Source organism: Pseudoalteromonas sp. NZS127 (assembly GCF_015864805.1).
GTDB lineage: Bacteria > Pseudomonadota > Gammaproteobacteria > Enterobacterales > Alteromonadaceae > Pseudoalteromonas > Pseudoalteromonas nigrifaciens.
Genome location: NZ_JADYWN010000012.1, coordinates 69,314 through 88,993, shown reverse-complemented (window position 1 = coordinate 88,993; position 19,680 = coordinate 69,314). Strand labels below are relative to the sequence as shown.

17 protein-coding genes are annotated in these 19,680 nt (G+C 40.1%); 4 read left to right on the top strand and 13 right to left on the bottom strand.

Annotation, left to right across the window (positions count from 1 at the left end; genetic code table 11):
• Nucleotides 1–38: 38 nt before the first annotated feature.
• Nucleotides 39–602: a BON domain-containing protein gene (locus I6E78_RS12060; protein ID WP_058372436.1), complete on the bottom strand. Its 564-nt coding sequence runs from the start codon at nt 600–602 to the stop codon at nt 39–41.
• 315 nt (nt 603–917) lie between these two features.
• Between I6E78_RS12060 and I6E78_RS12055 the strand changes: the two genes are divergently transcribed.
• Both I6E78_RS12055 and suhB read left to right on the top strand, forming a co-directional pair.
• Nucleotides 918–1,583 carry a LiaF domain-containing protein gene (locus tag I6E78_RS12055; protein WP_197182595.1) on the top strand — a complete coding sequence of 222 codons (666 nt, stop codon included), beginning with the start codon at nt 918–920 and terminating at the stop codon, nt 1,581–1,583.
• A gap of 270 nt (nt 1,584–1,853) precedes the next feature.
• On the top strand, nt 1,854–2,657 hold the full coding sequence (gene suhB, locus I6E78_RS12050) for an inositol-1-monophosphatase (RefSeq protein ID WP_058374485.1): 804 nt from the start codon (nt 1,854–1,856) through the stop codon (nt 2,655–2,657).
• Nucleotides 2,658–2,728: 71 nt separating this feature from the next.
• On the opposite strand, the gene I6E78_RS12045 is transcribed toward suhB, so the two are convergent.
• The 6 genes from I6E78_RS12045 to queA all read right to left on the bottom strand — a co-directional run bounded on the left by I6E78_RS12045 (nt 2,729) and on the right by queA (nt 10,138).
• A complete protein-coding gene (locus I6E78_RS12045) occupies nt 2,729–4,510 on the bottom strand; it encodes a GGDEF domain-containing protein (protein WP_197182618.1) in 1,782 nt (593 codons plus the stop codon).
• Nucleotides 4,511–4,630: 120 nt separating this feature from the next.
• The gene (secF, locus tag I6E78_RS12040; protein WP_058372432.1) at nt 4,631–5,578 is read right to left on the bottom strand and encodes a protein translocase subunit SecF; all 948 of its coding nucleotides are present in this window, start codon (nt 5,576–5,578) and stop codon (nt 4,631–4,633) included.
• 9 nt (nt 5,579–5,587) lie between these two features.
• A complete protein-coding gene (gene secD / locus I6E78_RS12035) occupies nt 5,588–7,447 on the bottom strand; it encodes a protein translocase subunit SecD (RefSeq protein WP_058372431.1) in 1,860 nt (619 codons plus the stop codon).
• Nucleotides 7,448–7,466: 19 nt separating this feature from the next.
• A complete protein-coding gene (gene yajC / locus I6E78_RS12030; RefSeq protein ID WP_011327033.1) occupies nt 7,467–7,802 on the bottom strand; it encodes a preprotein translocase subunit YajC in 336 nt (111 codons plus the stop codon).
• Between the two features lie 26 nt (nt 7,803–7,828).
• On the bottom strand, nt 7,829–8,956 hold the full coding sequence (tgt, locus tag I6E78_RS12025; protein WP_011327032.1) for a tRNA guanosine(34) transglycosylase Tgt: 1,128 nt from the start codon (nt 8,954–8,956) through the stop codon (nt 7,829–7,831).
• Between the two features lie 150 nt (nt 8,957–9,106).
• A complete protein-coding gene (gene queA / locus I6E78_RS12020) occupies nt 9,107–10,138 on the bottom strand; it encodes a tRNA preQ1(34) S-adenosylmethionine ribosyltransferase-isomerase QueA (protein ID WP_197182594.1) in 1,032 nt (343 codons plus the stop codon).
• 199 nt (nt 10,139–10,337) lie between these two features.
• Here queA and I6E78_RS12015 point away from each other — a divergent pair, with 199 nt between their 5' ends.
• Entirely contained in the window at nt 10,338–12,878 is a 2,541-nt protein-coding gene (locus I6E78_RS12015) for an EAL domain-containing protein (RefSeq protein WP_197182593.1), read from the top strand.
• A gap of 187 nt (nt 12,879–13,065) precedes the next feature.
• A complete protein-coding gene (locus I6E78_RS12010) occupies nt 13,066–13,278 on the top strand; it encodes a hypothetical protein (protein ID WP_011327029.1) in 213 nt (70 codons plus the stop codon).
• On the opposite strand, the gene I6E78_RS12005 is transcribed toward I6E78_RS12010, so the two are convergent.
• The 6 genes from I6E78_RS12005 to pstA form a co-directional block, all read right to left on the bottom strand.
• Nucleotides 13,275–14,213: a hydrogen peroxide-inducible genes activator gene (locus tag I6E78_RS12005; protein ID WP_197182592.1), complete on the bottom strand. Its 939-nt coding sequence runs from the start codon at nt 14,211–14,213 to the stop codon at nt 13,275–13,277. The two genes, I6E78_RS12010 and I6E78_RS12005, sit on opposite strands and share 4 nt — an antisense overlap.
• Nucleotides 14,214–14,295: 82 nt before the next feature.
• Nucleotides 14,296–15,564: an inorganic phosphate transporter gene (locus I6E78_RS12000; RefSeq protein ID WP_197182591.1), complete on the bottom strand. Its 1,269-nt coding sequence runs from the start codon at nt 15,562–15,564 to the stop codon at nt 14,296–14,298.
• 39 nt (nt 15,565–15,603) lie between these two features.
• A complete protein-coding gene (locus I6E78_RS11995) occupies nt 15,604–16,281 on the bottom strand; it encodes a TIGR00153 family protein (RefSeq protein ID WP_058372425.1) in 678 nt (225 codons plus the stop codon).
• A gap of 149 nt (nt 16,282–16,430) precedes the next feature.
• Nucleotides 16,431–17,132 carry a phosphate signaling complex protein PhoU gene (phoU, locus tag I6E78_RS11990; RefSeq protein ID WP_011327025.1) on the bottom strand — a complete coding sequence of 234 codons (702 nt, stop codon included), beginning with the start codon at nt 17,130–17,132 and terminating at the stop codon, nt 16,431–16,433.
• A 42-nt stretch (nt 17,133–17,174) separates the two neighbouring features.
• Nucleotides 17,175–18,002 carry a phosphate ABC transporter ATP-binding protein PstB gene (pstB, locus tag I6E78_RS11985; protein ID WP_011327024.1) on the bottom strand — a complete coding sequence of 276 codons (828 nt, stop codon included), beginning with the start codon at nt 18,000–18,002 and terminating at the stop codon, nt 17,175–17,177.
• 22 nt (nt 18,003–18,024) lie between these two features.
• Nucleotides 18,025–19,674, bottom strand: coding sequence for a phosphate ABC transporter permease PstA (gene pstA / locus I6E78_RS11980; RefSeq protein WP_197182590.1), 1,650 nt, complete (start codon nt 19,672–19,674; stop codon nt 18,025–18,027).
• Nucleotides 19,675–19,680: the final 6 nt, after the last annotated feature.

The window sequence follows — 19,680 nt, the reverse complement described above, 5'->3', positions numbered from 1 at the left end:
GCAAAAACCCAGCAGAGCTGGGTTTTATAAATACTATGTTACTTTGCAACTATCGTTAGTTTATCTACTACGTCGCGAACATCTTCAGCATTTTTAGCAATTTTTACTGCAAGCTGTTTTTCAGCATCTGAGTTCACTGTACCGGTAAGAGTAACTATACCGTTGTCAGTATCTACATCAATGTTTGTACCACCGACTTCTGAGTTAAATAAATAACGCGTTGTGATGACTGTGGTAATTTTAGCGTCGGTTAAGCCGCTACCATCATCATCTTTCATGTTGTCATGGCTTTTACTGTTCATGTTTTTCACAACAGTAAGCTGGTTATCAACATCGGTTACGCCATCTAAACTCAGTACAAGCTCTTCTGCTAACTCTTTGTCGAGTTCGCTATTAACTTTACCTGTTAGTATAACTTTGCCATTTTTTACATCAGTGTTGATGTCAAAGTTATTGAGGTTAGTGTTCATAAGAAGCACTGTTTCAGCCTTACCATCAATCCAAGCATCTTTACTTTCATTTTCCCAGCTGCTCGCTTGAGCACCCATAGCCGTAGTACCTAAAACTAACGCCGCAATGATAGATTTGTTAAATGTTTTCATAATCTTTCTCCTTTTGATTAAAGACACTTTAACTAATGCCAGCTTTAGGCCAACTTTAATAAGCAATTAGAATCAAAAAGTTAAGGCAGGGATGTAAAATAACTTCACTTTGTATACATCACTTTTTTACCGACTTATCGGTAAAAAGTTCTCAGTAGTGAAAATAACTAGATAATTACCATTTTGGTTAATGGATCGTTAATATAACAAAGTCACAAATAGGCTAAAAACATAACAAACTGATTAATAACAATAATATTTTTGGTATATGCTTTGCTTATATAGTGACAATAGTAAAATAAAAGGAATACCCTAATGAGCGTAAAAATAACAGACCGCCCGCAAGAGCAAGTGCGCGAAGAAGTGATTGATCAACTAATTTATAATTACAGCCACGGAGTTATTTCTGTTGAAGCATTTGAAAGGCGTTTAGATGAGGCAATGGCTACAAATAATAATGAAACCCTTGTTAGCTTAGTTGAGGATTTAACCCTTAATACTGATCAGCAATATAATGCCCAAAAGCATTCGCAATTTTCACCCAATTACAGCGCTCAACAATCTAGCCAGAGTGACTTTACATTACGCAGTATTTTAGGCTCCAATGAAAGAAGCGGCCAATGGGTTGTGCCTAAAAATATTTACCTGACTAACTTTATGGGCTCGGTAGTACTTGATTTTACTGATGCTGTTTTTACCCACCAAGAGGTAACGATTCATGTTAACTGTATTTTTGGCAGTGATGAAATATACGTACCAGAACACGTCAATGTAGTATCAAAAATGTTTAGCATTATTAGTAGTGTTGAAAATAAAACAGTGGCACTTAACAAGCATCAAGGGCCGACCATCCATATTGAGGGAAAGGCTATTATGGGCTCAGTAGAAATAAAGATTAAGCGCACCATTAAAGAAAAGTTTATTAGCTTTGCAAACCAATTAAAAACCCAGCTTGGTGGTAAAAGTGGTACTCCCATGTGATGTGCTGCCTATAAAAGCATGTTCATAGCTTTATAACTTGGGCCCAGGTTAAAGAGTAAAAAACATGCTACATTTTTAAAGCACTAGGACACATTAAAAAACGCTTTGCAGATTCATCAATGCTGAATTTGTATAAAATGCCCTGCACATCAAGCAAGTACAAAAAACAAACAAAAGTATTTAGGCTTTATTGTTTACTTTATGGTAAAAGTCGCTAAAATACGCCAGCTAAAATATATAAACGTTCTTTTACAACCCAAAGGTAATACCATGCATCCAATGTTAAACATTGCGGTTCGCGCTGCGCGTAACGCAGGCAAAATTATACTTCGTGCAAGTGAAGATTTATCAAAAGTTGAAGTTCAACAAAAAGGCACTAACGATTTAGTGACTAACATTGATAAAGAAGCAGAAGCTATAATTCGCGATACCATTTTACGCTCTTACCCTGATCACTGCATTGTTGGTGAAGAATTAGGCGAGCATAAAGGTAAGGATGCAGATTACCAATGGATTGTTGACCCGCTTGATGGCACAACTAACTTCATCAAGGGTATTCCTCATTTTGCGGTTTCTATCGCACTTAAAGTAAAAGGTCGTTTAGACCAAGCCGTTATTTATGATCCAATTCGTGGTGAGCTTTTCACTGCCTCTCGTGGTCAAGGCGCACAACTTAATAGCAAGCGTTTACGCGTTTCTAAAACAGTTGATTTAGGCGGTTCAATCTTAGCTACTGGCTTTCCTTTCAAGCAAAAACAACACCTAGATGCATACACAGAAGCGTTTAAAGCTTTATTCGTACATACTGCTGATATCCGTCGTGCGGGCTCTGCTGCGCTAGACATGGCTTATGTTGCTGCTGGACGCGTTGATGGCTTTTTCGAAATTGGTTTAAAACCTTGGGATACTGCTGCAGGCGAGTTATTAGTAAAAGAAGCTGGCGGCATGGTTGTAGATTTTGCTGGCGGCGTAAACTATAACAATAGTGGTAACATTATTTGTGGCGCACCTAAGCTAACCCAAGCAATAATTCGCGAAATTCGCCCTGTATTAACTGAGTCATTACTTCGTTAATAAAAATTGCATGGTTTAAAAAAGGAGCTTAGGCTCCTTTTTTGTTGTCTGCAAAAAATTATTTATGACGATTAAACTGCTTGTTGTTCTAACCTAGCAACCACACTACTTGGCTTACTACGCTGACATAAAAACAAATGGCTATGAGCAAAGCGCTTTGCTGATTTTTTAGCATTACTGGCCAATGCTGCAACCTGATGGCTATTCTTATAATGGTGTAAATCGGGAGTAACCAAGCCTATTGCCAGTGTTACTAATGGCACAAATTGTGGCTGCCCTTCTCTATTTTCACTCCAGTACCCCTTATTTTTAATATGTTCGGAACTAAAAAACACCTGTGACTCTATTTTAAATTGGCGAATAATATGCTCGCACACTGTAGCAGCATTATTATCATCAAATAGCACCATAAAATCATCGCCGCCAATATGGCCAACAAAACTGTTTGTATTACTACACGCCTGCATCGTAATATTTGCTAATAGTTTTATTACACTATCGCCGCTAGCATAACCAAATAAATCATTAAACTGTTTAAAATGGTTCAAATCTAAATACGCCAATGAAAATGCCTTCTGTGCAGCTAAACGCCGCTCTATGGCATCGTTAAGAGCTAGATTACCGGGTAACATAGTTAATGGGTTAGCGTGCTGCGCATGACGAATTTTTTCATCTGTTATATGTTTTAATATGTCGCGTACTGGCACAATGCCTAAATACTGCTGCCCTCGGGTGATCACTATATGGCGGCGAATATCAAAGTCGCATTCGGTAATTTGCTGACTAACGTTATCTAGCAGCTGGTTTTCATCTACCACTAGCGGTTGCCTGTCCATTACTACAGTGGCCGCACGCTTGTCATACAAAGCATGGCCATAGGCCGCGGCAAACACTTCACTAAGTTGCTCTTTGTGGAGCAAGCCAATTGGCTGACACTGCGAATTAATTACCACTAGGCTGGCAATTGATTTATCTCGTTCAAATAGCGCATGGGCGTCTTTACAACTGGTTTCGCTATCAATTGTTTGCTGCGCTACTGCAAGCCAACCAATAGCCATAGAGTTATTTAACTGGTTTGTATTTGCGGCAAAGCTCAGTGCTTGAACTTGCCTTGCTGAAAGCACATAACTTGGTTTATTACTTGGTCGTTCAAGTAAAAACCCTTGCACATAGTTGATACCCATTCCTTCTAACACAGTTAACTCTTCTGCTCGTTCAATTCCCTCTGCAATCACTGTCGTATTGGTTACTTTTGCCAGAGCTGTTATTAACTTTAAAAACTCTTTTTTAACCACACTTTTATCGCAATGATCGATAAAATAACGATCGATTTTCACAAAGTCTGGGCATAACTCCGACCATTGTTTTAACCCAGAATACCCCGCACCTAAGTCATCAATTGCAATAGTGAAGCCTAAAGAGCGGTAATGTGCCATGGTTTTTTGTAGTAAAAACTCATCCTCGACTCTTTCTTGCTCTGTTACCTCTATCACCACCCTATTAGCTGCTAAACCAAACTGCTTAATGAGATGCAGTGTTTCGCCTTTAGGATGACTTGGGTCGAGTAACGTTTTAGGACTAACATTTAAAAATAGTTTGCCCTGCAGTTTCAAATGCACAAAGTTCTCAATAGCTTTAGAGCGGCACAGTAGCTCAAGCTCTGAAATCAGACCATATTGATGAGCCGCCTGAAACAGTGTATTAGGCATTTCTAAACAGCTATTTTTAGGCCCTCTGCTGAGTGCTTCATAACCGAGAATGGTCTGCCTGCTAATATCAAAAAGCGGCTGAAACAAGGTGGTAATTGTGCCATTTTCTAAAATTTCATTTAATAATTTACGCTGCTTCATTATTGCTAAGCTCTATTACGATTTGCTCAAGGTAAAGTAGCAAGCGAATATGACATTTTTATGGCAATCTGCAGGCAATAAAAAACCGCCCAGATGGGCGGTTAATATCGGCTCACAAATCTATTACGGCATAGCGTCTAGATCAGCACCTTCTTTTTCAATCACTTCTGGTATTAAATCTTCTTTACTTACACCAAGTGTAATAGCAACTGAGCTGGCAACGTAAATAGATGAATAAGTACCAATAAACACACCAAATAACAATGCAGTAGCAAAGCCATGAATAGTTTGACCGCCCCAAATAAACAAGGCAATTAATACTAAAATAGTGGTAATTGATGTTACTAAGGTACGATTAAGCGTTTGTGTTAAAGAAATATCGATAATTTCTATCGTGTCATCAATACGCACTTTGCGGAAGTTTTCACGAATACGGTCAGATACTACAATGGTATCGTTTAGTGAGTAACCTATTACCGCTAATATAGCCGCTAATATGGTCAAATCGAACTCTAAACCTAATACCGAAAATAAGCCAACGGTAATAATAACATCGTGAATTAAGCCGCTTACTGCGCCTACTGCAAAACGCCATTCAAAGCGAAACGCTACATAAATCAAGATACAAATAAGTGCAGTTAACATGGCCAGGCCACCCTGCTCTTTTAGGTCTTCACCTACGCTTGGGCCAACAAACTCAATACGGCGCATTACTACGCTTTCGTCTGCTAGCTTTAGTGCAGCAATAACTTGGTTACCAATAACTTCAGCTTTTACGTCATCGCCGCGCGGCGCTAAACGAACTAAAATTTCTTGGCTTGAACCAAACAATTGTACCGATGCATCTGCAAAGCCATTTTCGGCAAGTACATTACGCACCTTTTTAAGATCTGCAGGTTGCGAAAAGCCAACTTCAACGGCAGTACCACCGGTAAAATCTAAACCAAAGTTTAAGCCTTTAGTAAAAACCGCTATAAACGACGCTAAAATTAATAACGTTGAAAAACCCATTGCCACTTTTCGAAGAGACATGAAACGTAGGGTTTTGCTACCCAATTTTAAAATTTGCATGGCTACTCCTTAAATTGAAAGTTTATCAACACGTTTACCGCCGATAAATAAGTTGATAATCGCACGCGTACCAACAATAGCTGTAAACATTGACGTTAAAATACCAATTGCTAACGTAACCGCAAAGCCTGCAATTGGGCCAGTGCCCACAGCAAACAAAATAACGGCAGCAATTAAGGTGGTAATATTGGCATCAAAAATAGTGCTAAATGCACTGTCATAACCAAAATGAACGGCTTGTTGAGGGCTACGGCCATCGGCCAGCTCTTCACGAATACGTTCAAAAATAAGTACGTTGGCATCAACCGCCATACCTACGGTTAGTACAATACCGGCAATACCTGGCAAAGTAAGCGTTGCGCCTGGAATTAACGACATAACACCAATAATAAGCACTAAGTTAGCAGCAAGCGCAAGGTTAGCAACCATGCCAAAGCCTTTGTAGTAAATAAGCATAAATGCGAGTACGAATGCAAAACCAAGTGCTACCGCGGTCATACCTGCTTCAATGTTTTCTTGCCCTAAGCTTGGCCCTACTGTTCGCTCTTCAACTATTTGAATTGGCGCTACAAGTGCGCCAGCACGTAGTAATAAGCTTAAGTTATGTGCTTCTGCTGGGTTATCAATACCGGTAATACGGAACGAGCGATCAAGGCGTGCTTGAATAGTCGCTACGTTAATAACTTCTTCAACCTTAATAGGCGGAAGCGCTTTACCGTTGGCATCTTTTTTACCTGATGGTTTGTATTCAATAAATACCGTGGCCATACGCTTACCAATAGCTCGCTTGGTAAAGGCATTCATTTTTGCCCCACCTTTGCTATCTAGGGTAATACTTACTTGCGGGCGTTGGTATTCATCGCTACCTGATTGCGCGCCAGTAATGTGGCTACCTTCAAGAATAATACGTTTTTTAAGTACCACTGGGTAACCGTCACGGCTCATGATCATTTCAGTACCCGGTGGGATACGACCTTGAGCAGCAGCGCTAATATCGGCGTTTTCTTCTACTTCACGAAACTCAAGTGTGGCCGTTGCGCCTAAAATCTCTTTAGCACGTGCGGTATCTTGAATGCCGGGTAGTTGCACAATAATTCGCTCAGCACCTTGACGCTGTACGTTTGGCTCAGCAACACCAATTTGGTTAATACGGTTACGAATAATCGTTTCGTTTTGCTTGATAGCGTAATCACGAATTTCTTTGAGTTTTTGCTCACTCATAGTCGCATAAAATGCGTTATCGTTACTGCTATCATCTATGTATACATTCAATGGATACTGCGTTTTTAAGAAGCGCTCTGCAGCGTCTTTATCTTCTTCGCTGCGCATTTCTACACGCATACGATCAGAGCCCGCTACACGGCGAACACTGCGATAACGAAGCTTTTCTTCACGTAGGTCGCTACGAAAGTCTTCTTCCATTTGCTCAAGCTGGTTATCAACGGCTGTCGCCATGTCAATTTCCATGGTGAAATGCACACCACCACTTAAGTCTAAGCCTAGCTTCATTGGGTTGCCGCCAACCGCTTTTAACCAAGCTGGTTGCGCTGGAGCCATGTTTATAGCAGAAATGTAATCATCGCTAAGAGAGTCACGCAATAAATCTTGCGCTTTTAGCTGCTCTTCAACGTTTCTAAAGCGAACGAGTATTTGCCCATCTTCTAGTTTCGTTGATTTAACGCTAACGTTATGTTTTTTGAGGGTTGCGTTTACTTTGTCTATTACACTGAGATCAACATCAGCACCTTTAGCGCCAGAAACTTGTATAGCCGGATCGCGGCCATACAAGTTTGGAGAGGCATATAAAAGGCCAACGGCTACCACAGCTAAAACAAGTAAATACTTCCAAAGTGGAAACTTGTTTAACACGGGGTCGTCCTTATTATTTTTATAGCGACTTCATTGTGCCTTTTGGCAATACCGCAGTTACGGCTGATTTTTGTACTGTTACTTCTGCTTGCTCGTTTAATGAGATAACAACAAAATCTTTATCATCTGCAATTTTTACTATTTTACCCACTAAACCGCCTTGGGTAAGTACTTCATCACCTTTAGCCATCGCGCTCATTAAGCTTTTATGCTCTTTAACACGCTTAGCTTGCGGGCGATAAATCAAAAAGTAAAAAACCAAACCGAAAATAGCTAACATTATTAGCATTTCCATTCCGCCACCGGCAGATGCAGAACCAGTACTTGCGTGGGCATTCGAAATAAATAAACTCATGATACTTCCTCTTTAATTTTTAAAATTTAATTTGTTATATCTGCAAGCTCTGGCACGTCTTGGCCACGGCGAGCATAAAAATCCTGAACGAACTCATCTAACTTACCTGCGCTAATTGCGTTACGTAAGCCTTCCATAACACGTTGATAATAACGTAAGTTATGAATAGTATTTAGTCGTGCGCCTAAAATTTCGTTACATTTATCAAGGTGATGTAAATAGGCACGTGAATAGTTTCCACAGGTATGGCAATCACACTCAGGGTCAAGCGGGCCAGTATCTGTTTTATGTACCGCGTTACGTATTTTAACCACACCTGTGGTAATAAATAAATGACCATTACGGGCGTTACGGGTTGGCATAACACAGTCAAACATATCAATACCACGGCGTACCGACTCAACTAAGTCTTCTGGCTTACCTACACCCATTAAATAACGAGGTTTGTCTGCTGGCATTTTATACGCACAATGATCAAGAATATTGATCATTTCGTTTTTCGGCTCACCTACCGATAAACCACCTAGCGCATAGCCGTCAAAGCCTATTTCTTCAAGTCCGGCTTGCGATTGTGCACGTAACTCTGGGTACATACCACCTTGAATAATACCAAACAGTGCAGATGGGTTGTCGCCATGGCCTTCTTTTGAGCGTTTAGCCCAGCGAAGTGACAATTCCATTGAATCTTTAGCTTCTTTTTCGGTAGCAGGGTACGGTGTGCATTCGTCAAAAATCATCACGATATCTGAACCCAAGTCACGCTGTACTTGCATTGATGATTCTGGCGTCATCATAATTTTCTCGCCATTTACTGGGGAGCTAAATAATACGCCTTCTTCGGTAATTTTACGCATAGCACCTAGGCTAAACACCTGGAAGCCACCTGAGTCAGTTAGAATCGGGAAATCCCAATTCATAAACTTATGTAAACCACCGTGTTGCTTAATGATTTCAGTACCTGGGCGCAGCATTAGGTGAAACGTATTACCCAAACAAACTTGCGCGCCTGTTGCTTTTACTTCATCCGGTGTCATGCCTTTAACAGTACCGTAAGTACCTACAGGCATAAATGCTGGAGTTTCTATTACACCACGGTCAAAAATCAAGCGGCCGCGGCGCGCTTTACCGTCTGTCGTGTCTAATTCAAATTTCATATTGTCCTCAATGTCGGAAAAACAGTCCAACAAGCTATAATTTAACCGCTCGATTCTACCCTTTTTACTGCGTTAATACTATTAACTGCGGTAAATTCAATGCTGATTTAAAAGCAAATAGCCAGCTTAAACAAGTAAATTTTGTGGTGTTTATTTACGGGTTAAAAACATCGCATCGCCATAACTAAAAAAACGATACTGCTGCTCTATGGCGGTGTTATATGCGCCCATAATATTGTTTTGTCCGGCAAAGGCACTTACCAGCATGATAAGCGTTGACTCAGGTAAGTGAAAGTTAGTGATCATGGCATCAACTACATTAAATTGATAACCCGGATAAATAAATATATCGGTATCACCAAAGTAAGTATCTAACTTGCCACCGTGTACTTTTGCTGCCGACTCTAGCGAGCGTACAGACGTTGTACCTATGGCAATAACACGGCCACCATTGGCTTTAGTGTTTGCTACAGCAGCAACCACATCATCTGGCACTTCTATGTATTCTGAGTGCATAATGTGCTCATCTACCGTGGCAACACGCACCGGTTGAAACGTCCCTGCTCCCACATGCAGTGTAACAAAGGCCATTTGTACGCCTTTATTTTTTAGCGCGGTCATTAACTTATCGTCAAAGTGCAGACCGGCGGTAGGAGCCGCAACCGCTCCAGGCTTTTCGCCGTATACGGTTTGGTAACGCTCACGATCGGCCTCGTTATCAGGGCGATCTATATACGGCGGTAATGGCATATGGCCAATATCATTTAATATATCGAGTACGTTTTGGCTATGATCAAACTCCAGCTCAAATAAGGTATCGTGACGCGCAACCATGGTTGCTTTTGCCTTGCCTTCAAGAATTACTTCGTTGCCAGGCTTTAGCGATTTACTCGCACGTACATGTGCCAGCACTCTATGCTCATCAAGCACACGCTCTACTAATACTTCAACTTTTCCGCCTGACGCTTTTTGACCAAACATACGGGCAGGTATTACTCGCGTGTTATTAAACACCAACAAGTCGTTTTCGTTAACTAATTCAAGCAAATCACTAAATACTTTGTGCTCAACTACACCACTTGGGCCATCCAGGCTCAATAAGCGGCTACTTGTTCTGTCTTGCTTAGGAAAACGAGCAATTAATTCGTCGGGAAGGTCAAAGCTAAAATCAGCCACGCGCATAGTTGGTAATCCACATCATTTAAAGTCGCGCCAAGTGTATATCTATCGCTTATGAAGCTCAAGAAATCAGATAAATTCTCATTAAATTACACTTGTTTTACAGCATTTATTATCAGGCTATAAATACGCTTGTCCTGAGCGGTAAATATCATTACTCTTACTCTTTTGAATAATCGTGATTTTTAGGGGTACTCTAAACGTGGTAAATCAGCTTAAATTGCTAATATTAAACGCCAGCAGTGCTGAGCGTGGCACTATTCGAGCCACTTTAGAGAAATTAAATGTTTTTGAATTTATAGAAGTATCCGATAGCCAACAAGCTTTAAAAATATTAAAAAAACAAGCCGTTAATATAATTATTACCAGCCTTGATGTAGGTAAAATTGATGGCTGGCGCTTCTCAAGAATGATTCGCTCGGGCTTATTAAACACTCCTAAAAATACCCCAATCTTACTTATTCCCCCTATTTATTGTGAACGAATAGCTGAAACTACTGCCCGCAGCTACGGTATTGATGCAGTATTACCTTTTGAGCGCCAAGACATGCTACCGCAAGTGCTGGCAAGTGTGCTCGCTAATCATTTAGAAAAAAGCAGCCGTTTAAATCTATTACTGTTAGAGCCAACTAACACTAAAGCCAATGAAATCAGCAAGCCGTTACTGCTCAATTTTTCGATCACCCATGTTACCTCGAGCCAAGCCGCGCTTAATGCTTATAATCAGCAACAATTTGCAATTGTTTTACTCGACGCAACCGCGGCAAGAGCAGAAGAGTCGAGCGTGCTAGTATCTGAAATTTTACAACATAATCCTATGCAAGCAATTGTAACTATTATAGATAGTGATGATGCAGATTATGCGGAGCAGCTTTTACTTTCCGGCGTAACCGACTTTATACGCGCCCCATACGATCCGCCATTTTTAAATAAAGTATGCGACCATGCAGCGCGCCGCGAAGACTTTATGGTGAGCTATGCCGAATTTGCTAACAAAGTAGAACAACTGAGCTTAAGCGAAGTGCGATACCGAGATTTATTTTCTGCGCATCAACGTATTTTACTGCATTTAAATACTGTCGTTCTAGAACTGGATCAGCAAGGGCTTATTCGCTTTATCAACCCAGCGTGGGAAGCATTAAGCGGCTTTGGCGTTAAGTCGACACTACAACAGCAATTAACTAATTTTTGTATTGCTGAAAGCCAAGTAAAACTACAAGCAACAATAGACGATATTCTTTGTGGTGGTGAGTACAAACAACAAGTTGAAATAAGGCTACAGCATAAAAATGGCAGCCAAATTTGGGTTGAATGTCGGCTACAGCTCATACAAAATAGCCATAATAACGCCACTATTACCGCCACTATCGACAATATTCATGAACGTAAACAAGCGGAACTGCAACTGCGCCATTTGGCACTTCACGATACGCTTACAGGCCTGCATAACCGCTATTACTTTGACCAACAGCTGAATCGTATTTGCCAACCTCAGCACACCCATTCAGATATTGAACACGCACTTATTTATATCGATTTAGATCACTTTAAAATAATTAACGACAGTAAAGGCCATCAGCAAGGCGATATTGTTTTAAAAGAAGTAGCGCAATTATTTATAACAAACATAAGTACCGAACATTTAGTGTTCAGAGTTGGCGGCGACGAGTTTGCAGTGATCCTCAAACATACTAACTTGCTTGACGCGCATTTAATTGCCGAAGGTATATGTAACGCGATTGAACAAAATCAATTTAAATCTGAAGAGCAAATATACTCAATCAGTTGCTCAATTGGTTTAACTCAAATTACCGAAGAAAATTGCGACCCGAGCGAATGTTTAAAACAAGCAGATATTGCCCTGTATATCGCTAAAAATTTAGGTCGGAATTTAGTACATTGCTATGCAAAACAAGATGCCCATAACAATACGCTACAAACAGGTTTAGAGTGGGGGCATGGTATTCGCCAAGCGCTACAACAAGACAGTATTGAACTGCATTACCAACCAATTTGGGATTTTAGGCGCAATGAAGTGGCTTACTTTGAAGTGCTGCTGCGCTTAAAAATAAATGATGAGCTAGTTTTTCCTAATCAATTTATTCCTTCATTAGAAATGCTAAACGATACTTTTTTAATGGATCAATGTGTTATTCGTAACACAATTGCTAATGTTGCTCTCTACCCAGAACTTAACCAAGTAGCTATAAATCTCTCTGCGCAGTCATTTTTAGATGAGCGTTTAGTGCCATTAATAGAGTCAAATTTAGCAAAGTATCAGGTTTTGCCAACACAAATAATTTTTGAAATTACCGAGTCTGCCAGCATTAACAACTTAGCAGCTACGCGTAAAATGATTGAAAAGCTCAATATTTTAGGCTGCCACTTTTCGATTGACGATTTTGGCACCGGCTTTAGTACCTTTAATTACTTGAAACAACTGCCAGCACAACATGTAAAAATTGACGGCTCGTTTGTTTGCGATATGCTCAACGACCCTATTGATTTAGCACTAGTAAAGGCCATTAACGACATTAGTCATTCACTCGATAAGCGCTCTGTGGCTGAATATGTAGAAACCGAAGAAGTGTTTTTTGCATTAAAAGAAATTGGCGTTGACTACGGCCAAGGCTATTTTATAGCTCGCCCTATGCCTATTAAAGGTGTTAAAAGTGAACTTGAAAAGATTTTAAAAAATAAAACGTTTTACCAACAACTACCTAGCAAAAATAAACAACTGTAAACAAAATTAAGCTCTTTACTACTATCATAATTATCTTTCTCGGCTATACTTTACTTACAAATCAGTAAATGTCGCGCAATTAATACGATAAGCGCAAAAAAACATGACATTACAAATCAGCCCAAATAAGACGACAATTTTTTTGGATGTTGGATGTTGGATGTTATTAGAGTTTAAGGAGATAAATATGACACAGTTAGTTGTTTTATTACTACTTATGCATTTTGCAATTGCGTTTCAGTGCTACAGATATGCACACATTAAAGGTTATCCGGTTCGGGTATTTACTGTATTAGGGCTTGTGCCTTACTTTAATCTGGTTGTTTGGGTTTATTTACTTTTTTTACCTAAACTAGAACCATATGAAAGCCATAACCATGAAAACAAGCAGCTATCTTAGCTGCTTGTTACTGTCTCTTTAGCAAAGTCTAAACTACATTGGTGTTTTAAAAACACCTCTAATTGCTGGCTGAACAATTTAAAGTCGCGAATTCGCCCGGTTGTTTTACGCCACAAAATACCAATTTCACGGTACGCCTCATTCGCCGATGGGGTTGCTAGCATATTTTTATTATCTAAAATGCCGGCATTAATCGCCATTTGCGGTAAAAATGTCACCCCCAACTGATACTCCACCATGCTCAATAAAGTATGCAAGCTGGCTGCTTCAAACGGGTTTATGCAGCTGACACGGTTTAAATGACATGCACTAAGCGCGTGTCCGGTCATACAGTGCTCACGTTCTAATAAGAACACGCTGGCGTCGGGTAATAAGTTAAAGTCTTGCACGTTCTTTGCTGGCGTGTAATCTTTGTGATGTACCAAACTAAAGTGATCTCTAGCTAACACCTGAGTATGAAACTTATCGGTTTGATACGGCAGTGCTAATAAGGCTAAATCTATCTGACCATGCTCTAATTTATCGAGTAACTTATCGCTAGTATCTTCTACTAATACCAGTTCTAAATCGCAAAACTCTTGCTTACAAAAGTGATACAAAGGCGCGGCAATAAAGCTGGCAATAGTAGGAATAACCCCTACGGTTAACTTACCGCTAAGCGGCGTTAAAAAGCTTTTAGTGAGCTCTTTTAAACTAATTGTGTCGTGAATTATTTTGCGCGAACGTTCAACTACTTCCTCACCAATGGTGGTAAACATTAAACTGCGGTTTTCACGTTCAATAAGTTGGCAGCCTAATGTTTCTTCTAAGTTTTGAATGGCTGTACTTAATGTTGATTGGCCAATAAAGCACGCACTAGCAGCGCGGCCAAAATGTTGATATTGATGTACTGCTAGCAAATACTGCAGTTGTTTTATACTCGGAAGATTAGTCATTTTTTCTTTCCACAAATAAAAAGACCCCAACACCTAGGGCATTGAGATCTTTTCAAGCTAAAAGTCTTTAAGTACTTTTTTATTAAACCCCAAATGCGGTTCTTAGTACGTAGAAAATAACAATAGCAAGGCCTGCGCCCACTGGCAATGTAATTACCCAAGAAACTACAATGTTTCTAATAACACCCATGTTCAGTGCGGCAATACCGCGTGCCATACCTACACCCAACACCGCACCCACTAAGGTTTGCGTAGTTGAAATTGGTAAGCCTGTACCAGATGCAATTACAACCGTAGAAGCAGCAGCTAATTCAGCAGCAAAACCACGGCTAGGGGTTAAATGTGTGATCCCTTCGCCAATCGTTTTAATTACTTTTTTACCTAAAATAGCTAAACCGGCCACAATACCAAAACCACCTAGTGGTAATATCCACCAAGCAATAGCCGCTTGTTTTGCAATTTCACCGTTGTTTTCAACAATACTTACCACTGCCGCAAGAGGACCAATAGCATTAGCAACGTCGTTAGAACCATGAGCAAATGCCATACTACAAGCCGTTAAGACCATAAGCACAGCAAAGACTTTTTCAACGTTATTAAATTGCATTTTTTTATCGGCCTGAGGGTCGATTTTTAAACGTGAAATTGCAATTTTACCAATAAAACCTACAACTACTGCAATCGCAATAGATAGCCCAAAACCTTCTATGGTGCCTAAATTAATACCAATATGCTTTAAGCCTTTTTTAATTGTCACAAGTGACATAATAAAGCCAGCTAAGCCCATATAAATAGGCACAAAACGTTTAGCATTTTTAAGCGGAGTGGCCGTATCAAAAATAAGCTTTTGTGCGCTCATAAATATTAAGTAGGCAATAAAACCCGATATAGCAGGCGTTACAATCCAACTGCCAACAATTCCTGCAACCTTATTCCAATGAATCGCTTCACTGCCTACTGCAACTAAAGCAAAACCTATAATAGCGCCAATAATAGAGTGAGTAGTTGATACTGGCCATCCTAAAAATGATGCCATTAATAGCCAGGCGCCTGCAGCAAAAAGCGCAGAAATCATACCTAATATCATTAATTCAGGAATATCCATAAATGGCGTTGAATCAATAATGCCATTACGAATTGTCGATGTAACTTCGCCGCCGGCCAAGTAAGCACCTGCAAACTCAAAAATCATCGCGATAAAAATCGCTTGTTTAATCGTTAGCGCTTTAGAGCCTACTGATGTGCCCATTGCATTGGCAACATCATTTGCGCCAATACCATAAGCCATAAAAAAGCCAACTGCTGCGGCAATTAAAATTAATACCGTGCCGTAAGATGCAATGATATCCATTGTGTAACCTTAATCTATCGTTTTTGAACTGATTTTAAATTAACGAGCTAACATCAGCTCAAGACGTGATCCTACGCGCTCTGCAATATCTGCAAGCTCGCCAACCCATTCAATGATCTTATATAAAAACATCACATCAACCGGGTTTAACTCACCTTCTACTGCGCGTAGTTGGCGGCGTATTTTAATTTGCATTTCATCCGTGTCTTGTTCTATGGCATCCAATTCAACGAGCATTTTTTCAACCAAGGCCACTTCGCGACCTTTAAAACCTGTTTCTAATAACTCTTCTAACTCATTTATTGCATTAGATGCTTGTTTAGTAGCATCAACACAACGTGTTAAATAAGCTAAAAAGTCGATTTGAATTACTTTTGGTATGATCATCTCACGACCAATTACACGCCCTGCAATGTCTTTTGCTTTATTGGCAATTTTATCTTGCTGGGTTACTAATTCGAGCAGATCTGTACGCTCTACCGGCATAAATAATCCACGCGGTAGTTGTAAACGTATATTTCTTTTCATTTCATCGGCTTCACGTTCTAAATTACGAATGGTTAAACGTAGCTCTTCAGCTTGTTCCCATTCTTCTTTAAATACGTGATTAAAAAAAGGAATCAAAGCTTTACTAGCTTGATGAACCTTTCGAATATGTTCTTCCATTGGTTTGATAGGAGATTTTGCAAATACTCCTAGAAACGCGTTAGTTTGCATAACTGACCCTTAAATCAATTTAGTATGCTGTGCGGCATGAATTTTACAGTATTAAGCTCGATTGTGAACGCTTTTTATTGCTCAACCGCCAGCAAACTAAAAAAAAAATTATAATTCGTCGTTGTAATAAAAAGGACTAATTAAAAAAATTATAAAGACTTTTCTATATCTTCTTGAGATGTATGACGAATATCTTTTCCATTAACAAAGTAAATAATATATTCAGCTATATTTTGACACCGATCACCAATGCGCTCTAATGAACGAACTGACCACACTAAATCCATAATTTTAGGGATTGAGCGCGGGTCTTCCATCATATAGGTCATAATTTGACGAATAATGGCTTCGTACTCTCTATCAACTTTAGCATCCTCTTTGTGTACTTCAAATGCACGTTGTACGTCCATACGCGCAAATGCATCAAGTACATCGTGCAACATTTTTGATACTTGGCGTCCCATATTTTCAATATTTACTAATAAAGCCTGTTGGTCTTTAGTAAATGAATCTAATGCAACTTTAGCAATTCGCTTTGCTTCATCGCCTATACGCTCTAAATCAGCAATGGTTTTTGCAATAGCCACTACTAAACGCAAATCGCTTGCCGCAGGCTGACGCCTGGCAATAATTCGCGTACATTCTTCGTCAATACTTACTTCCATTGCATTAACTTTATAATCATTCTCTCGCACTTTTTGCGCAAGCATAGCATCATTTTGGCTCACTGCATCTAACGCACTGTTAAGCTGTTGCTCAACCAGCCCGCCCATACTAAGCACAAGGTTGCGTACGTTCTCTAATTCTTGATTAAAACGGCCAGAAATATGCTTATTAATGTTATGTTCCATAGTTATTATCCTATCAATATTGTACACATAATATCGGCTGAATTAGCCGTAACGACCGGTTATATAGTCTTCTGTTTTTTTCTTATTAGGCGTTGTAAATAAGGTGTTGGTGTCTGAGTATTCAATTAGTTCCCCCATATACATAAACGCCGTTTGGTCAGAAACCCGGGCGGCCTGTTGCATATTATGGGTAACAATTACCACAGTAAACTTACTCTTTAAATCGTTAATTAGCTCCTCTATTACTAAAGTAGAAATAGGGTCTAGTGCCGAGGTTGGTTCATCAAGCAGTAATACCTCTGGCGAAATAGCAATTGAGCGCGCAATAACTAAACGTTGCTGCTGTCCACCCGACAACCCAAAAGCACTGTCGTGTAGCCTGTCTTTTACTTCATCCCACAGCGCTGCACCACGCAATGATTGTTCAACTACTTCATCTAACTTACGTTTGTCTTTAATACCTTGTAAGCGCAAACCATAAACCACATTTTCATAAATTGATTTAGGAAAAGGATTAGGTCGCTGAAATACCATGCCTACGTTACGACGTAGCGCCGCTACATCAACGCTTTTATCGTAAATATTTTGTCCATGTAGCAGTATTTCACCTTCTATGCGGCAAATATCAACTAAGTCGTTCATGCGGTTAATACACCGTAATAAGGTTGATTTACCACACCCCGACGGGCCAATAAAGGCTGTTACCTGACCCTTTGGAATATTCATATTTACTTTACTCAGCGCTTGTTTATCGCCGTAGTAAAGATCGAGATCTTTAATCTCTAACGCTGTTTGCTCTGTGGTTAAATTGTCTAAGTCTAACTTCAAGCTGGTATTGGCTTGATTTACTTTTGGAGCGACTGAAATCATGTTTGTTACCTATTAAATCTTATTAAAGCTCAAGCGATCTGAATTTTTCACGTAAATGATTACGTATACCAATGGCGGTTATGTTGAGGGTAATAATTACCGACACTAATAAAAATGCCGTTGCATATACCAGCGGACGCGCCGCTTCAACATTCGGGCTTTGAAAGCCAACATCGTAAATATGAAAACCTAAGTGCATAAACTTTCTGTCTAAGTGAAAGTATGGAAAGTTACCATCAAGCGGTAGCGTAGGTGCCATTTTTACTACACCCACCAGCATTAATGGCGCTACTTCACCTGCAGCACGCGCAACAGCCAGTATTAAACCAGTCATAATTGCTGGGCTTGCCATCGGTATAACAATACGCCATAAGGTTTCTGCTTGTGTGGCACCGAGTGCTAATGATCCGTGGCGTACCGTACTTGGAATTCGCGATAACCCCTCTTCAGTGGAAACAATAACCACAGGCAAGGTAAGTATTGCCAGTGTTAACGCCGACCACATAACACCTGGTGTACCAAATACCGGAGTAGGTGATGACTCAGGGTAAAATAATTGATCAAGGCTACCACCTAGCATATAAACAAAAAAGCCTAAGCCAAATACGCCATATACAATAGAAGGTACACCGGCTAGGTTAATTACCGCAATACGGATCATCTTAGTTACCGCATTTTTAGCCGCGTATTCATGCAAGTAAATTGCAGCAACCACCCCAAATGGCGTAACAATAACAGCCATTAGCATAACCATAAACACGGTACCAAATATGGCCGGAAATACGCCACCTTCGGTATTTGCTTCTCGAGGATCGTCTGATACAAACTTACCTAATTGGATAAAGTAATGGCCCAGCTTGGTTAAAAAGCCCATGTCGTTTGGAAACCACACATCTAATACTTGATACAATGGAATAGTGACTATTTCGCCGCGCATATCTTTAACCATAACTTGGTCGCGCTGTGCTTGTTTACGCAGTGCAAACAGCTGTTTTTCGAGCACAGCATACTCGGCACGTAGTTCTGCACGCGCCTTTGCAAGCTCAGCAACACGCTCGTCTGTAAGCTCATTATCAAGTAAGTAAGATTTTTCTTTTAGCCTTAAGCGTTCCAGTTCATAGTTAATATGACCAATATCACCGTTTTGTAAATCAAGCGCTTCGTCGTTTAAATCAACTGCCCGTTCAACCAGCTTATGTAAAGAGGCTACCTTATCGCCGGTAACGGGTTGTCCGTCTTCAATTACGCCTTCTACATAGCCATAAAAATTACCATTTTTGCTACGCTCAAACACGGCAAGAGTGGTAGGCGTTGATTGATTTTTTATGTCGGTGTTTAAAATCCAACGAAAATCTAAATCTACATATTCACGGTTACCGGTTTTAATTAATAACCGCTCAAATTCTTCCCTATCATATGCCGAAACATCAACACCGGTTGCCGCTAAACGCGCTTTGGGTACTAATTCTCGATCGTAAATCTCACCAATAATAGTTTGTTTTGCAATTGATCCTTCCAGCTCAAATTGCACCACCTCAGAAGGCCAGAAAAAGCTTAACCCTTTCCACGCTATCATAGCTAATAAACCAATTACTGAAATTAAGCTGATGCTCACCGCACCACCGGTCATCCAAATCCAAGGAGAACCAGACCTAAACCACTGCTTTACCATGTCGTG

What these genes read in the sequence shown, in the direction of transcription:
- I6E78_RS11995 (WP_058372425.1), bottom strand. Translation starts at nt 16,281, where the DNA reads ATGCAAACTAACGCGTTTCTAGGAGTATTTGCAAAATCTCCTATCAAA.
- I6E78_RS12000 (WP_197182591.1), bottom strand. Translation starts at nt 15,564, where the DNA reads ATGGATATCATTGCATCTTACGGCACGGTATTAATTTTAATTGCCGCA.
- I6E78_RS12010 (WP_011327029.1), top strand. Translation starts at nt 13,066, where the DNA reads ATGACACAGTTAGTTGTTTTATTACTACTTATGCATTTTGCAATTGCG.
- pstB (WP_011327024.1), bottom strand. Translation starts at nt 18,002, where the DNA reads ATGATTTCAGTCGCTCCAAAAGTAAATCAAGCCAATACCAGCTTGAAG.
- tgt (WP_011327032.1), bottom strand. Translation starts at nt 8,956, where the DNA reads ATGAAATTTGAATTAGACACGACAGACGGTAAAGCGCGCCGCGGCCGC.
- suhB (WP_058374485.1), top strand. Translation starts at nt 1,854, where the DNA reads ATGCATCCAATGTTAAACATTGCGGTTCGCGCTGCGCGTAACGCAGGC.
- secF (WP_058372432.1), bottom strand. Translation starts at nt 5,578, where the DNA reads ATGCAAATTTTAAAATTGGGTAGCAAAACCCTACGTTTCATGTCTCTT.
- pstA (WP_197182590.1), bottom strand. Translation starts at nt 19,674, where the DNA reads ATGGTAAAGCAGTGGTTTAGGTCTGGTTCTCCTTGGATTTGGATGACC.
- phoU (WP_011327025.1), bottom strand. Translation starts at nt 17,132, where the DNA reads ATGGAACATAACATTAATAAGCATATTTCTGGCCGTTTTAATCAAGAA.
- yajC (WP_011327033.1), bottom strand. Translation starts at nt 7,802, where the DNA reads ATGAGTTTATTTATTTCGAATGCCCACGCAAGTACTGGTTCTGCATCT.
- I6E78_RS12005 (WP_197182592.1), bottom strand. Translation starts at nt 14,213, where the DNA reads ATGACTAATCTTCCGAGTATAAAACAACTGCAGTATTTGCTAGCAGTA.
- I6E78_RS12055 (WP_197182595.1), top strand. Translation starts at nt 918, where the DNA reads ATGAGCGTAAAAATAACAGACCGCCCGCAAGAGCAAGTGCGCGAAGAA.
- I6E78_RS12060 (WP_058372436.1), bottom strand. Translation starts at nt 602, where the DNA reads ATGAAAACATTTAACAAATCTATCATTGCGGCGTTAGTTTTAGGTACT.
- queA (WP_197182594.1), bottom strand. Translation starts at nt 10,138, where the DNA reads ATGCGCGTGGCTGATTTTAGCTTTGACCTTCCCGACGAATTAATTGCT.